Below are 15,924 nucleotides of genomic sequence, written 5' to 3'. Positions count from 1 at the left end.
CAGGATAGCTATGCTTCTAACTCTAGCTATTACCTATCCTACTCTTGCCGTATCAAACAATAATCTAATTGAATTAGATTATCAAGACCAAACTAAAGAAAAAGATAGACTCAAAGAAAAAGTCAAGGTCAAGGTAACTGGTAAGGTCAGTGATGCTATCTCAGGACTTCCAGGGGTATATATTACAATAAAAGACTCAAGTGTTGCAACCGTAACAGATTTAGAAGGAAACTTTACAATTGAAGTAATCAAAGGACAAACTCTAGTTTTTTCAATGATGGGTTTTAGATCTAAATCTATTATCTATACCTATCAGACCAAACTAAACATAGAACTAAAACAAGAAACAAGTACTCTTGATGAAGTAGTTATTAACGCAGGTTACTACTCTGTAAAAGATAGAGAGCGTACCGGAAGTATATCACGGGTAACAGCTAAAGACATAGAGATTCAACCAATCAACAATCCCTTACAAGCTCTTCAAGGAAGAACTCCAGGAGTAAACATAACGGATCTAACTGGAATACCAGGAGGTGGAGTTGATATTGAGATAAGGGGACAGAACTTTATGGGGACTAAGACCACAGGTAGAAATAACCCTTTTTATGTTGTTGATGGAGTTCCGTTTATATCTGGTGCTCTAGGTCTAAACAATGGTAATTTATCAAGTACCCTTTTTAATAATAACATAAGTCCATTAAACGCTATTAATCCCAATGATATAGAAAGCATTGAAATACTAAAAGATGCTGATGCTACGGCTATATACGGATCACGTGGAGCCAATGGCGTAGTTCTTATTACAACCAAAAAAGGATATCAATCTAAAACAAGTTTTACTGTGGGTTCTTCTACTAGTTTTAGTAAAGTTCCTAAATTTTTAGATATGTTAAGTACCCAGCAGTATATCAAGATGCGTGAAGAAGCGTATTCTAATGCTAATAGACCAATACCTGCTAATGCATTTGATATAAATGGAGCTTGGGACAAAAATAGATATACCAACTGGCAAAAAGAATTAATTGGGGATACAGCATTGGCCCAAGAGTTCTCCTTTGGAGTTAGAGGAGGTAATGAGTTCTCAAATTTCAATATCAATTACTCTCATAATGAAAACACCACCGTTTTTCCAACTGATAAAGGATATAAAAGAAACTCAGCTCTTTTAAGTTATAATTACAAAAGTAAAGATAGAAAACTATCCATTAACTCTTCTACAACTTATTCTAACCAAAGCAATAATCTTCCTACATCAGATCTAACAAAACAGGCTCTTACTTTAGCTCCAAATGCTCCTGCACTTTACAATGAAGATGGAAACATAAATTGGCAAGATGGTACTTGGATGAACCCAATGGCAGAACTAAATAGTTCTTATCAGAATAAGACTTCAACCATTATATTAAACTCTAATATATCTTATGAGATATTAAAGAATTTATATACAAAAGTAAATGTAGGTTATACAACAAATCAATTCGAGGAAAGAAGGATTATACCGCATACTATTTTTAATCCTGCATCTAATCCAACAAGTGAATCTTCAGAGTCATACTTGTCTAATGAAAACCACAATAGTTTTATTATAGAACCTCAATTAACCTATATTATATCTAAAGATAAACATCTTATAAACTCTCTTATTGGTTTTTCTTATCAACAAACAGACGTAGAGACGCTAAGATTTACTGCTAAAAATTTCACATCCAATGCTTTTATTAAAAACATGGGGGCTGCTAAAGAGAAAACAGTGTATCCAAATGCAAAAAATCAATATAAATATGCTTCTATTTTTGCTAGATTAAACTACTCTTATAATTCTAAATACTTTTTAAACCTAACAGCTCGTCGTGATGGATCAAGTAGGTTTGGTGATGATTATAAATTTGGAAACTTTGGAGCCTTAGGAGCAGCATGGATATTTTCTAAAGAAGATTTTGCAAAGAATATTTCTTGGCTTTCATTTGGGAAACTTCGAATGAGTTATGGTCTAGCAGGTAGTGACAATATTGGTGACTATGCTTATTTAGACACCTATTTAGTGGGAGCTGTATACAATAACATACCTACATTAAAACCAACGGCCTTGTTTAACCCTAAATACAAATGGGAAAAAACTAAAAAATTTGAAGTAGCTACTGAACTTAGCTTTTTAAAAGATCGTTTAAACACAACTATAGCCTTCTATAACAATAGATCTTCTGATCAATTAGTTGGACTCACCTTACCAACTACTACTGGTTTTAACTCAATTACTGCAAATTCACCTGCTGTTGTAGAAAACCAAGGTTGGGAGTTTTCATTATTTAGTCAGAATATCAGAAATAGAGACTTCTCTTGGAGTACTAATTTTAATATATCCTTTCCTAAAAACAGACTTGTTTCTTATCCAGGGCTAGAAGAAGGGACACAGAGTAGCTTTTATGTTATAGGACAGCCTCTGAACATAATAAAGCTTTATAAGTACGAAGGCTTAAACCCTGAAACAGGAGATTTTATTTTTAAAGATTATAACCAGGATGGCAAAATAACCTCAAACGATAAAAAACATATCACGAGTCTTGCTCCAAAGTTTTTTGGAGGTATACAAAATACAATTACTTACAAAAACCTTAGTCTTGATTTCTTATTCTATTTCGTTAAGAAAGACAACTATAACATCAATATGTACTATAGCAATCCTGGTGCAGGTATTTTAAATCTACCATCTGTTATGAATGATTATCATTCAAGCACAAATCCAAATGCTACATATATGCCTGCCAATATTGCTAATCCTAGTAATACTCTTTTAAAACCTTATATGGAGAGTACAGCAACCATATCAGATGCCTCATATATAAGACTCAAAAATGTAGCCCTATCCTACAACTTGAAAGTGCCAAAACTTAAAATGGAATCTGTAAAACTATATCTGCAAGGACAGAACCTTTGGACAATTACTTCTTATAAAGCAATGGATCCAGAATTTGTTTCTTTTGGAGGAGTACCGCCACTGAGAACAATTTCTTTTGGCGCACAATTAACTTTTTAATATTTAAGACATGAGAAATCACATAACCCAATATAGAAAATCAATTTATCCTTTTTTGCTAGGATTACTATTATTATCGATCTCTTGTACAAATCAAATCGAAGTGGATATGCCTAATGACAGAATAGATCATTCTGAAGTATATAAGGATATTGCTACTACTAAAGCAGCATTAAACAATCTTTACTTAGATTTTGCTACATCTGCAATCTTTAATAAATCAAATACTGGAGCAAGTTTTAATTTAAGTCTTTTTACTGATGAACTTGATTATTATGGCACTAATACAAGTGGCAAAGATATGCATGAAAATAACATATCAGATATTCATTCTAATACAACTGCATGGTGGAATAACTCTTATCAAAACATATATGTTATAAATGCTTTTATTCAAGGGGTAGAAAGTTCTGCTTATTTAGAAGCAAATTTAAAAAAACAACTCCTTGGAGAAGCCTACACATTAAGAGCATTATATTACCACTATCTAACAATACTATATGGAGATGTTCCCCATACAACATCTACAGACTACAATTTTAATAAATCTTTAAAAAGGCTTTCTCACCAAGAAGTACTTCTTAAGATAGAAGAAAATCTTACCACTGCCATAGACCTCCTGGATTATTCATATAGAGATCCGAATAAATTTTACATAAATAAATCTATAGCATTAGTGGTGCTTCTGGAGAATTATATTGCGCAAAAAAAATATACTAAAGCCGAAAATGTAGCGCGATTAATACTAGATCAAAAGCTATATAGTATAGAAGATAATCTTTCTAAAACATTTAAAAAAGATTCTAAAAGTACTATTTGGCAGATTGCACCTCGCTTTGCTACAGATATTACATCAGAAGCGTCACTTTATCTATTTTCTAATTTCACAGTAAATAGTTCAACACTTACTAATAACCTAATGATTTTGTTTGAAGATAAAGATAAAAGAAAAGAACAATGGCTTAGAAAAATTAAAATAAACAACCAAGAATTTTATCAAGTGTATAAATACCAAAATCAGACAAACAACACGGATGAATATTCTATTTTCTATCGAATAGAGCAAGTATACTTTCAGTTAGCTTATTCTTTATATATGCAAGATGACATAAAACAAGCTACTGAAACTTTAAATATTGTAAGGCAAAAAAGAGGTTTAGATGATTTGCCTCTTGCTTTTAGTAAAGAAGAGTTTTTAACTAACTACTTAAACGAAAGTCAAAAAGAATTCTTTACAGAAAATGCAAGACGTTTTATTGATTTAAAGACCACTAATAAGTTAGATGATTTAAAAATGATAAAGCCAAACTTTAAGCCTTATCATAACCTACTCCCTATTCCTTATAGGCAACTAGAAATAAATAAAAATTTACTACCAAATAATCCAGGATACTAATTTAAAGCGATATGAATACAAAAACACTATTAACTATATGTCTAATTACTTTATTTTTTCTTTTCTCTTGCAAAGATAAAACACAAAGTATTGCCCTTGAACCAAAACAAACCACTGATTTAGAAAACATTGATGGTAGTATTACCATACAAGGTAGGGTAACAATTAAAGGTACCAACAAATCACCTTTAGGTATTACTACGATGAACAATAAAAATCAATGGTTTTTTACAAAAGACCTTACAAAACCCTCAGCTACAAAAAAGAAGATAGCATTAGGAGAGAACCAAAGGGTCTTTGTGAATAAAGAAGGTTACTATAGAATAACAATAAACAAAAACGATACTTTGGCACTTATACCTGCCCCGTATTTATATAAACAACCAAAATTAATTACAGGCCTTACTAAAAGTAAAGTTGTCAATATAGTACTAGAAGCACTACCCTTAGAAGTGGTTAGGGATTTTGAGAAAAAGTCCCCACTAGGCTACAATGCTTTTGTTAATCAATTAAAAGATATCGATACAGATACATTAGTTACTGTATCTGGAACCATTTATAACAAAGATTCATCAAGCCCTTTGAAAAACATACCTGTAACTACAAGTTTTGTATCAAATACTGATGGAGTAAGTACTTTTCACTTAACTGATAAGTATGGACAATTCACTATAAAAGTCCCTAAAAACAGTCATATTGTAATTAATGGAATGGCAAAAAACTATAATGACTTTGTGGTTAAAAATGATACAATTATTAATCTTAATATGTAAAGAACATGAAGGTAAAACTAATAATTTGTGCAGTAATTTTACTTAGCTCTCTATTTACAACTATAGTATTAGCTCAAGAAAACAAAGAAGATTTCTTTAGAGATCCCACATGGAGTGTCTTAGCCCCATTAGCATTATCTCCAGATGGAGAGTGGGCAGTTGTTGGGAAAAACTACAATAAAAGTCCGAAAGTAAATAAAATCTACTTTGTAAACACCAAAACCAAAGAAAAAAAAGATTTTACACATTTCTCAAATTTTTATAGGTCTATACTTAACAATGGGCTTGTTGTAGGAAACGTAAAAAAAGATCTTATCATTTATTCTCTTAATCAAAATGATTCATTAATACTCAATGAGAGTACAAAATTTGACGTAAACCAAAACCTTAATCTACTATTCTATTTAGATAGTAAACGTGATTTCACAATAATAAAGCTCAATGAGAATCTCTATAAGAACAAAACAAAACTATCACTTAAGGATATCGACAAATACTACTTATCTCCTGATTCAAATAATATTGTGGTTTTAAACAAACAAAAGGAATTGATACATGTAAATCTAAGTACTTTTCAATTACATAAAGTGCTAAAAGTAGATAGTGATATATCACTTTTAAAATGGAATATTAACCAAGATGGTTTTGCTATAAGGTCTGACAATACACTTAGCCTAATGAACCTTAATTCTTATAAGGTAAAGAGTATTGATATAACGGAGGTTAAAGACATCGAAAACTTAAAACTAAGCTTTTTTTTAAACAATGATTTATACTTTTCTTACCAATTTAACTCTAATGAGGCTATACCTGAGAGTGAGTATTTAGATATTTGGCAAGCAAACTCAAAGCTTCTGCTACCAAGTGACTTTAAGAGCAAGTATAAAAAACAGTATAAGGCCTTTGTATATAAATACAAACAAGATACTTTAATCTCTTTAGAAAGGAAAATTGATCAGGACTATTTAAATATTGGTATTCCAGGTTATTTATTATCTTATAACTACTTTAAAGATATAGATTTCACAGGGTACTTTCCACCTATTGAATATTCATTATATGATATAGATAAAAAGTTAACTATCCACACTTTTGCTTTAGTTTCACAAAATCCTTTTAAACCATCTATAGACTCAAAACATATCCTTTACCCAATAAACACCACAAAAGATAAATGGGAGATACTAAATATGTCAACATTAAAAAAACATTCTTTTAGTATTGATCAACCAGGCTTTAAAGGCACCTCACCATTATGGTCAAATGACTCTAAAAAAATATTCTATCCTTTAGAGGGTAATTTATATTCTTATGATTTAGAGAATAAAAAAACTAAGAAACTAACACAGTTTAGTAAAAAAGATAATACTAAAATCGGTAAAATAATCAATAGTGAATCAATAGATTCATATACTACGTACGTCAATACAGATAAGCCTTTTTATTTCACTGTTTTTCAAGATCAAAAAAAAACCATATACATTCACGAAAAACAACAAGTCAAACCAATCTATAGTACAAATAAACAATTATCATTTTCACAAACATTGAACAAGACATCGAGTACCGATTTAAATACTGTTCTTTTTACTATAGAAGATTACAATCTTCCCACAAAAGTATTAAGCATTCAAGATAAGAAAATTCATACTTTAATAGAATCTGATATTGATAAAGATCTTTATCTATGGAGAAAAAGAGTTGATTTTAGTTATACAGACAAGTACAATACTAAACTTAAGGGTTATCTATTCTATCCTAAAAATTATAATCCATCCAAGAAGTACCCTATGATCGTTCAAATATATGATCTAGGATTATTAACTCCTATTACAGAGTTCTCTATCCCTGTACATGTAGCTTCTGAAAATGGATTTAATAGTTCATTACTAACTGAAAATAATTACTTTGTTTTAAGGGCTCAAACATACGTAACTGATGAAGGTCCTGGTATAAGTGCTGTTGATTGTGTAACTAATGCTGTTGAAAAGGCTATAGAAATAGAACCAACTATTGATAGGGAGAATTTAGGTTTAATTGGACACTCGTTTGGAGGTTATAAAACTGGAGCTGTATCTGTACTTTCTGATATGTTTAAAGCATCTGTTCCAGGAGCAGGAGCTCAAGATTTTATAAGTGGTCTTATGTTTAGATACAGTTACTACAGAAGAATGCCTGATTGGTTTATGGCTGAAAATGCCCAGCCATATATGAATACAAAATTCTCGGAAAATCCTGAAAAATATTATAATAACACCCCAATACTAAATGCTTACAAAACTAAAACTGCAATGTTACTTTTCACGGGGCTACGAGATGAGAACGTAAACTGGGAAAACACCCGAAAAATGTTCATCGCTCTTAAAAGAGAACAAAAACCAGTTGTGGCTCTTTTTTACAAAAATATCATTCATGGTATTGGTCCTTCTGATCCAATCGAAAACAATGATTTAAGCATTAGAGTTCTAGATTGGTTTGACTACCATCTGAAAAATAAAAAAAATATACCTTGGATTAAAGACGGCCTAGATTATAATAAATACTCAATGAGTCCACTATAAATAAGAAAAGGAGGCTTTAAGTAAGCCTCCTTTAAATTTCAAGTCTACAAATTGTTATAGATCTTGTTCTTGATAAAGTTCAGAGTAATTTCCAAATTGATCCTGTCCCCATAGTTCATGGTTCATTCCTTCAACAATTGTTGTACATCTTTTTGGAGTAGTGTCTAAAGTACACTCCCCTTCCTCAATATCACCAACTTTTGTATAAATATAATTAGATGACCCAGGATCTAGAGTTCTAATATAGATATATCCAGCATAAGGATTCTCCGCCTTTACAGGTTCTACCTTTTCTATTTCAACAGCATTACCTGTTTTTTCACTAGCATTCATTGTGAACACACCTACTGTTAGCATTGCTACAACGGCAAATGGCATAAATAGGTTTTGTATGAGTTTTTTCATAATTTCAATATTGTTTAGTTTAGCAACAAACCTCGTGTTTGTTGCTTTTTTTTGATTGTGGGGTAAACCAAAGATTTGCTTTAATGGTTAATAGGATATTCTTTTTTAGTTGATCTATATAGCTAATTAAATCAATCCATATTCTATACATTGTAACTCGCGATTATACAATGATAAGGGAGCTATTAAATACTAGAAAATAAAAGACGAAGTATCAATTATATTTTACTCCTTGATTATTTGCTAATAACTTACAAAGCAAAATTCAAGATTATAAATCACATAAATGAGACACAAAAAGGTAATCTTAGGATAAAAAAAGGCAATCTTAGGACATAAAAAGGTAAAATAGTTATTTAAGGATATCGGTTTGATTTATTAACAAATAAACTATACTGGTGTACTTTGATGGAATAAGTGGTGTACTTTAGGGATCTTCCCCACTTTTGGTGGTTAATCTGGTGAAAGTACCAATCTTTTTTCTAACAAATCAATTGAACATCTGCCATACATTTGTCTCTTTAGAGTCTTAAGTTTATTTACATTACCTTCAACAGGACCATTACTCCATGGTAAATCTATTGCATTTCTAATTGCGTTAGTATCTTTTAAAAGTCCTTTAGAAAAACTCTGAAACTCTGGGATACCACTGAGGTTTAATTTGTCAATCCAAGTATGAAAAGAATCACTACATTTTTGTTCAAAAATCATATATCGAAACTCTCTGACTAACTCCAATGTAATACGTAAGGTAGGTGATAACTCACAAAACTGGTCTAATATTTGCCTCTGTACCTTATTGATTCTCTCCTTTTTAGTCACAAACAATATCATTGTGCGTGAAGGGCGCCAAAATACTAAGTTTGATGGTAAAATCACCTTATTTCTAGCAGCTTTTCCAATTGAAATTTGAAATCGTTTAAGTGAATCTGATAATGTATTATAGGCTCCTCTATATCCTCGATTTTTCAATTCAGAATGTAACGTTTTAAGTAGAATTGTCGGTTGTTGAATAATTCGTGATTCGATGTATTCGAGATGTTTTTCTATACCTGTTGAGCTTTGACAATGTATCGCAGGTAACTTATCATACAGTTCGTATTTTTTTACTGTAACACGACTCATATGAAGCAATTTACTTATTTCTCTATGACTCTTACTTTGAGCTAATAGCTCTTTGACTTGGGTAAAACGTTGCAATTGATGATTTGACGTTTTGGTCTTTCGCCTTTTGTTTTCTGGTTGTACAGTCATGGTATTTTTTTCTCTCATTTTTTGAATAACCACATATTCTCTATCTAAAATCTTTCGAACAGTTTCTCCTAAGTTCTTTAGCAAATGCCAACGATCAGCAACTTGTAAAGCCTGAGGTGCTCCTTGTGTAGAAGCTCTTTGATAATTGATAAATCTGTCTCTTGAAATTAACTGTATTTGTTTATTTTGAGTAAGCCAATTAGAAAATGTATTTTCTTCCCTATCTTTTAACAAACCAATTGGTTTATTGGTATTTAGATCTATAAGAATACTTCCATAGCGTTCTCTTTTTCGAATAGCCCAATCATCTACACCTAAATGTGTAACATGAGCAGTTGTTGGAAGCTCTTGTTTTGCTATAATTCGAAGTAAAGAAGTATCGCTAACAGTAACAGAAAATTCTGCACATATTTTCTCAGAAGGCCTACCTCCTGTTAGAATAACTAAATTCAATAACTTTTTAGTTAACCTATCACTTCTTCTTTGATAAGAAGAAAAGATCGATTTAAATCGCTCTGTAAAGATTTTCAAAGGACATTCTAATGTAGAACAATAGAATTTTCGAGCTTTCAATTTTATCAGTGTTTGTTTACCAAAAATAGGAAGATCAACTATTTTTCTAATATAGTAACTATGTGATTTTGAAGATGGTAGTTCACATTTAGGGCAAGTGCTTTGTTTTGATTTACTAACTAGTGAGATTCTTATTTTATCTAGCTCATTTACTAATGAGATAACCTTAAAAATTCTTGTATTATTAAAAAGTAATTTACTAATTGACATAAGCTATTGATTTATAATGCAAATTACTGTGGTTTTAGCTAGAATTACCACCAAAAGTGGGGAAGATCCACTTTAGAGTGGAATACCCAGTTTGTGGCAGTGCTTTTAACTCATACTATCATACTGCCTGAAATATAGGTATACTACTTCCCTATTGCAGTATAGTAATCAATTGAATCTTACACACTACAGCATAGTCTCCTACACATTATGGTATACTCTTCCTTGCTACAGTATAGTCTTATTCAAATAACGATTTATTCTTTTTGAAGTGATTTATACTCAAGTGGAGTATAGCCTTGATTCTTTGTAAAGGCTCTTAGAAAAGTTCTATAATTATCATAACCGCATTTAAAAGCAATTTCCGTCACAGAAAGACTGCTAAACATAAGTAAGAATACCGCCTCTAATAGTCTATCTTGAATATGATAATCGTAAAAAGTAGTTCCTATGTACTTTTTAAAATTCTGTTGAAAAGCTTTTGTTTGAAATTGTAAACTAAGAATGTATTGCTTGATTGATAAATCTGAGTTCACTAGCTTTCTTTGATCTAGATAACCTTGGTAGTAATTCTTGTACATCAAACGCTGGTCATTCCAAACCACTATATTATCAACCTTATTTGCTTTGGTTGTAAATTCTTGTGCCCAAATATAAAATGTCTGATTTTGTTTGTCCTGATTTAAAACAATACCAGAAAAAAATACACTTAAGCTACCAACATCAATGATAAAGCTTACAACTTGTTTTGAAGATATTTTAGTTTGTTTATACCTAGTTTTTAGGTTAGATACTAGTAAAGAGAGTTTCACCTTTAAAACAGTGTCTAAATGAGTTGATGGATGAGTTTCCCACAACTTATTATTTTGAGTAATAATCACAAAGGCCCGATTACTAGCACAATTATAAATTCCTTTTTTAAGTCCAAAGAAATTCTTACTACAACAAAAATACAGCAGCTTATCAATCATTCCAGTACCTTGAACAAAAATTACCTGTTCTAACTGACCGTTGACACTACCACTAAGCTCTACTATGAACTTAGTTAAAAACTGCTCTACAACAGTTTTAAAATCTTTGAGTAAATCTAATCTCATCACTCATATTAATTAAGCTAAAGAATAGAATCTGGGGAGACTTTTCTTATAATGTTATACAAAAAATTCATTTACTTCATTTACAAACCATTACAAATTAAGCCTTATTATAATAATAATCGCACTAAGCGAATAATTTAACACTTACTAATCTAAAGACTAGCTACCTATATTAAGCAAAGGTTAAAAAAGGATAACGTGCTTTATTATACAGAAAAAGCGCATGACCTCCAGTTAATTCATGCGGTTTTTATTGCTATTGTTACTCTAATTTTTTTATATCATATACCCCCTTAATCTATAAAAGAATATCAAGGAAGATTAGTAAAAATCAATACTTGCTATATTTCTCATAATACCCAGAACCTGCAAATACCTACCTCTAGTTTTATTAGTTACATAGAGCTTGATAACCTGTTGATCTACTTTAACGCATACTTTTATTTTAGACAACTCTTGTTTTAGTACTTTTACTTTATCACTTTGATTATACTCTTCAAAACCTTTAAAAAATAGATGTAAATCACTTCCACGACCAAATTTTTCGCTAGAGCATATCACTGAAAATTGTTGATTATTATTCATTGCATTAATAGAACCGAATGTTTGAAATATTTGATAATCTACACCTTTGTAATTTATCCAAACAGCAATCTCTTTTTTTTAGAGGTATCACTTTGCTTTATATGACTACTTAAAAAAACTGAATCTAGTGGTTTATTTACAACCTCTATCGACTGAAAGTCCATAGTTTGTTAAAGCAGACTAAAGTCTGCCTGGGTGGAAGTACAGAACTTAATATCACCTAAAACAGTTACAACACTAATAGCACAGCTGAACACTGAACTTTCATTATAGAACTTTGTTTGTCATTCTTACAAAGCTATCAAAGTCGAAAGGTTTTTAGAAGCTAAATGCACTAAAGTACGTAGTTTTAACTACCTATAGTCTGCGACCAATAAAAACAATTTGATTAAAATGTAAATGGCCAACTGAGTGGCTAGCTCCCGCATAAGTAAAGATAAAAATTAAATATGATGTTTAATGAACTACCCCGAGGCAGAGTCTCGAGGTATTATAATATTCAAAAGATAACCGTACTGATTTAAGTTAAACGATTTGTAAACAGTCTTTTTTATTTGATTTTAAATGTAATTCTGAATCACATCCTCATTATCATACTCGTCGATTTTACTTACATAATGTCTACTCATACAAAACACACTAATCCTTACATATGAGCCTCGAGGAGTTCTTTTGATATAAATATAGTATTCTGTGATATCAGTAACATTTCCTTAATAAAAAAACATTTAATATGGTTTTTTACATCAATTTACATTAAATTATATAAAATTCAATAATTACAATCACACAATACTAAAATATTAACATTAATTGTTTTTTTTTATATATATTTGATATTATAATAATCGTGTATTTAGTAGTTACGTGTAAAGTATTAATATGAGAATATCTTTGTTTTTTATAGTTTCTTTTATATCTATTAGTTATGGACAAGTAGGTATTAATGTGCCATTGCCTTTACAATTGTTTCATGTAGATGCAGGTAAAAATAATCCTATAGGTACAGCGCCAAATATAGAACAAGAAAAAGATGATTTTGTTGTTACAAAAGAAGGAAATATAGGTGTTGGTTTATTTACTCCACAAAGCAAATTGGATGTTAATGGACAAGTAAAGATAATGGATGGAAGTCAAGGTAATAATAAGATTTTTATGTCAGATAGCTCTGGAAACATGAAATGGAGTACTGTTCCGTATATTGTACCTACTATTACAGGAGCCTTTGAGAGTACAGTACAAGTTACGTTTAATGGTACAGAAGATACTAAAAGTTATACCTATAGTCGTGGATACATTATCTTGCCAAAAGGTAGGTGGATAGTTAACTGTGGATTAACGATACATTCAAATAATAATAGATGGATGCATGCTGTACTTTCAACTGTAAAGACAGGGAGGCAACAGACAGGTTTTACTTATTTAGGACCAGCTAAGAATAATACATCGTACGCTTCTCGTATAGCTGGTGGTTCAGAGTTTGCTTTATTGTTTGGTAGTTCAGTTATAGATGTCACGGCTGATACTGTTACTATTTATGTATTGATTGAGAATGTTAATGCTTGGACATTTTCACCTTCATCATGGGAGAATTATTTTTATGCTATACCCGTAGTGTAGTTATGAACTTGAAATATTAAGTTAGATTATTATTATATGAAGAATTCTAAATTTTATTTGATTATTATACTATTACCTTTTTTAGGGTATTCTCAAGTAGGGATAGGTACAGCATTGCCACTACATCTGGTACATATAGATGCTAAGGGTAATAATCCTATAGATAAATTACCCAGTATAGATGAAGCTAAAGATGATTTTGTTGTTACAAAAGAAGGGAATGTTGGAATAGGAGTTGTTAACCCTGTAAATAAACTAGAAATAAATGGTGCTATCCGTATAAAGAATGGAACTGAAGGGATGGGAAAGATATTGATTTCTGATAAAGATGGAATTGGGAAATGGGAAAAGGTAGCTTATGATATCCCAACTTTAGTCGGCCAGTTAGAAGGGAAATCAATTGTTACTTCAAGCGCTGGCGCAGCTAACCAAAGTCATATATTTTCATATTATTATGTTATATTGACTAAAGGAAGATGGCTTGTTAATAGTGGTATTAATCTTAAAATGAGTACATCAATGTGGATACATTCTGTATTGTCCACTTTAAAAACCGCAAAAGAACAAAATGGATTTAAGTTTACTACTTTGGCAAATGCAAGCACGGCTAACGCTGCAAGATTAAAGGTAGGAAATGGAATGTTAATGGGAAGTTCAGTTATAGAGGTAACTGCAGAGAATATTACTTTGTATTTATTGATTGAAAAAAATGGAAATTGGTCATTTGATCCTGAAGCAGCTCAAAACTATTTTTATGCTAGCCCTATTTTATAGTTTGTTTAAAATTAATGTAGTTATAATGAAAATAAAAATAATAGTCTTACTCATAACTCTATACAGTGCTTGTAGTATAGCTCAGGTAGGAGTAAATAATAAATTACCTTTACATCCTTTTCATCTTGATGGAAAAGGTAATAACCTTTCTACCGCTAATCCTACTCCGGACGAAGCTAACGACGACTTTGTAATCACTAAAGATGGAAATATTGGTATAGGAGTTTTTAATCCCTCAGTTAGATTAGAAGTGAATGGTAATGTGAGGATAACAGATGGAAATCAAGGTCTAGGTAAAGTACTTACATCTAATGAAGATGGAGTTGGTACAATTAAACTATTACCAGAAGCAATACCTGCAGTAGTAGGTGTTTTTGCAGGTGAAAATGTTGTGAATACAGCTAATGGTACAGGACATATTTATGCTAATACAAGTATAAAATTAAGAAAAGGAAAGTGGATTGTTACTTGGGGGCTAACTATCGATAATAAAGGGTCTAATAATGTATGGTTAGAGTCTTGTTTATCTTCATCCACTGCAGCTAGAGCAGAAATTGGTTTTACTTTTATAGGTGGAACGGTAACTAATAAACCTTCTATTGGAGCTAATTTACAAGGAAATTCTGATGTTAGTAAAGCAAACTTTGATATGGTTATAGGGAGTACTCTAATAAATGTTACAAATGATTCTATAGAAGTCTTTGTGTTAATTAAGAAAGATGGTAATTGGAGTTTCTCTCCAAGTTCTTGGGAAAACTATATGTACGCCTTACCAATTAAATAAACTTAACATCTACAAGTACACTCTCAGTGTGTTTTCTTTTTATTTATTTCAGTATATTTTTCTGAAGCAACTATTTTAGGGGCTCTAGTGGTCTTTTTTATGTGTTTCCGCTTGATGTAGTAAGTAGGGAGTAATTCTTAATTACTCCCTTAAATTAGATCCCCCCCCCTTAAAAGAGCTATATCTAACACTTATATTCTCATAAAAACTATTACTTTACTCTACGAAAATCCAAATATAATACTAGACTGTAATTCATTCCTTTTTTGATCTTTTCACTATTTTGTATCATTTTCTGTTGGTACAAAGAGTTCTTCCCTTAATAAATATTGTTATTTACCAACTAAAATAGAAATGATCTCCAATTGATATTTTGATTTTCTAAAAATCTATAGTAATAGTCTTTAACACATGTAACTACATTTACTTTTTGCTAATAAAAAGCACCTTAATCACTTGAATTACAACAATATAAAACACAAATAATCTAGTTATTAATTATTTAAATGAATATTTAGCTTTTTTACACCAACTAAATTGGTTTTTTATTTTACTATTTAGATATTCCTGCAATAGCGTCCTAAATAAATTTAGAGCATAGAATATCCTCCGACTTTAGTAGGATACGATGCTATATTTGCTAAATTTTAAAAAAGACCCCCTTGCATTAGTTTAGGAGGTGGTTTTTCTACCTCATTTAGTGGATTATCCAGCCATCTTTGTAGTTCAATCTTGACAAAAAGAGGTTAAGTCTTATAAAAGCGACTAAATTTGATAGGTGCCACTTGAATTTTGACTGTGCTCTAAGAGCTTTTAGTATTAAAATGGTAATTAACGCTGTCCAAATTTGTATCATCA

Annotated in this window: 11 protein-coding genes; 7 read left to right on the top strand and 4 right to left on the bottom strand. The window is 30.9% G+C overall.

The features are described 5' to 3' along the window. The first annotated feature begins 10 nt into the window (after positions 1-10). From CF599_RS12855 to CF599_RS12840, 4 genes are read left to right on the top strand one after another with little or no spacing between them, the layout of a single operon-like run. Positions 11-3,034, top strand: coding sequence for a SusC/RagA family TonB-linked outer membrane protein (locus CF599_RS12855; protein WP_254050306.1), 3,024 nt, complete (start codon positions 11-13; stop codon positions 3,032-3,034). Between the two features lie 10 nt (positions 3,035-3,044). Next, positions 3,045-4,430 carry a RagB/SusD family nutrient uptake outer membrane protein gene (locus tag CF599_RS12850; RefSeq protein ID WP_121966421.1) on the top strand — a complete coding sequence of 462 codons (1,386 nt, stop codon included), beginning with the start codon at positions 3,045-3,047 and terminating at the stop codon, positions 4,428-4,430. A gap of 11 nt (positions 4,431-4,441) precedes the next feature. After that, positions 4,442-5,203 carry a hypothetical protein gene (locus CF599_RS12845; protein WP_121966420.1) on the top strand — a complete coding sequence of 254 codons (762 nt, stop codon included), beginning with the start codon at positions 4,442-4,444 and terminating at the stop codon, positions 5,201-5,203. A gap of 5 nt (positions 5,204-5,208) precedes the next feature. Then, positions 5,209-7,764, top strand: a complete 2,556-nt coding sequence (locus tag CF599_RS12840) for a S9 family peptidase (protein ID WP_121966419.1) — start codon at positions 5,209-5,211, stop codon at positions 7,762-7,764. Between the two features lie 54 nt (positions 7,765-7,818). Here CF599_RS12840 and CF599_RS12835 read toward each other — a convergent pair whose 3' ends face one another. From CF599_RS12835 to CF599_RS12820, 4 genes are all read right to left on the bottom strand, one after another. Continuing rightward, positions 7,819-8,169 (bottom strand): hypothetical protein, encoded by a 351-nt coding sequence (locus tag CF599_RS12835; protein ID WP_121966418.1) that lies wholly within the window; start codon positions 8,167-8,169, stop codon positions 7,819-7,821. Positions 8,170-8,622: 453 nt separating this feature from the next. Then, the gene (locus tag CF599_RS12830) at positions 8,623-10,206 is read right to left on the bottom strand and encodes an ISL3 family transposase (protein WP_121966417.1); all 1,584 of its coding nucleotides are present in this window, start codon (positions 10,204-10,206) and stop codon (positions 8,623-8,625) included. Positions 10,207-10,463: 257 nt separating this feature from the next. Then, positions 10,464-11,303 carry an AraC family transcriptional regulator gene (locus CF599_RS12825; protein WP_121966416.1) on the bottom strand — a complete coding sequence of 280 codons (840 nt, stop codon included), beginning with the start codon at positions 11,301-11,303 and terminating at the stop codon, positions 10,464-10,466. A gap of 321 nt (positions 11,304-11,624) precedes the next feature. Next, positions 11,625-11,888, bottom strand: a complete 264-nt coding sequence (locus tag CF599_RS12820; RefSeq protein ID WP_121966415.1) for a hypothetical protein — start codon at positions 11,886-11,888, stop codon at positions 11,625-11,627. Positions 11,889-12,770: 882 nt separating this feature from the next. On the opposite strand from CF599_RS12820, the gene CF599_RS12815 reads away from it, so the two are divergent. The 3 genes from CF599_RS12815 to CF599_RS12805 are packed head-to-tail and all read left to right on the top strand — an operon-like array spanning position 12,771 to position 15,066. Then, positions 12,771-13,508 carry a hypothetical protein gene (locus CF599_RS12815; RefSeq protein WP_121966414.1) on the top strand — a complete coding sequence of 246 codons (738 nt, stop codon included), beginning with the start codon at positions 12,771-12,773 and terminating at the stop codon, positions 13,506-13,508. 36 nt (positions 13,509-13,544) lie between these two features. Next, on the top strand, positions 13,545-14,282 hold the full coding sequence (locus CF599_RS12810) for a hypothetical protein (RefSeq protein ID WP_121966413.1): 738 nt from the start codon (positions 13,545-13,547) through the stop codon (positions 14,280-14,282). A 25-nt stretch (positions 14,283-14,307) separates the two neighbouring features. Next, positions 14,308-15,066, top strand: a complete 759-nt coding sequence (locus CF599_RS12805; protein ID WP_121966412.1) for a hypothetical protein — start codon at positions 14,308-14,310, stop codon at positions 15,064-15,066. Positions 15,067-15,924: the final 858 nt, after the last annotated feature.

The sequence above is a fragment of the Myroides sp. N17-2 genome (assembly GCF_002286775.1).
Classification (GTDB): Bacteria; Bacteroidota; Bacteroidia; order Flavobacteriales; family Flavobacteriaceae; genus Flavobacterium.
The sequence above is the reverse complement of the archived record's forward strand: the minus strand, read 5'-3'. Positions and strand labels throughout refer to the sequence as shown.

Bases quoted from the DNA above. Each gene is read 5' to 3' on its own strand.
- CF599_RS12805 (WP_121966412.1), top strand. From the start codon at position 14,308: ATGAAAATAAAAATAATAGTCTTACTCATAACTCTATACAGTGCTTGT.
- CF599_RS12835 (WP_121966418.1), bottom strand. From the start codon at position 8,169: ATGAAAAAACTCATACAAAACCTATTTATGCCATTTGCCGTTGTAGCA.
- CF599_RS12850 (WP_121966421.1), top strand. From the start codon at position 3,045: ATGAGAAATCACATAACCCAATATAGAAAATCAATTTATCCTTTTTTG.
- CF599_RS12845 (WP_121966420.1), top strand. From the start codon at position 4,442: ATGAATACAAAAACACTATTAACTATATGTCTAATTACTTTATTTTTT.
- CF599_RS12820 (WP_121966415.1), bottom strand. From the start codon at position 11,888: ATGAATAATAATCAACAATTTTCAGTGATATGCTCTAGCGAAAAATTT.
- CF599_RS12810 (WP_121966413.1), top strand. From the start codon at position 13,545: ATGAAGAATTCTAAATTTTATTTGATTATTATACTATTACCTTTTTTA.
- CF599_RS12815 (WP_121966414.1), top strand. From the start codon at position 12,771: ATGAGAATATCTTTGTTTTTTATAGTTTCTTTTATATCTATTAGTTAT.
- CF599_RS12825 (WP_121966416.1), bottom strand. From the start codon at position 11,303: ATGAGATTAGATTTACTCAAAGATTTTAAAACTGTTGTAGAGCAGTTT.
- CF599_RS12830 (WP_121966417.1), bottom strand. From the start codon at position 10,206: ATGTCAATTAGTAAATTACTTTTTAATAATACAAGAATTTTTAAGGTT.
- CF599_RS12840 (WP_121966419.1), top strand. From the start codon at position 5,209: ATGAAGGTAAAACTAATAATTTGTGCAGTAATTTTACTTAGCTCTCTA.
- CF599_RS12855 (WP_254050306.1), top strand. From the start codon at position 11: ATGCTTCTAACTCTAGCTATTACCTATCCTACTCTTGCCGTATCAAAC.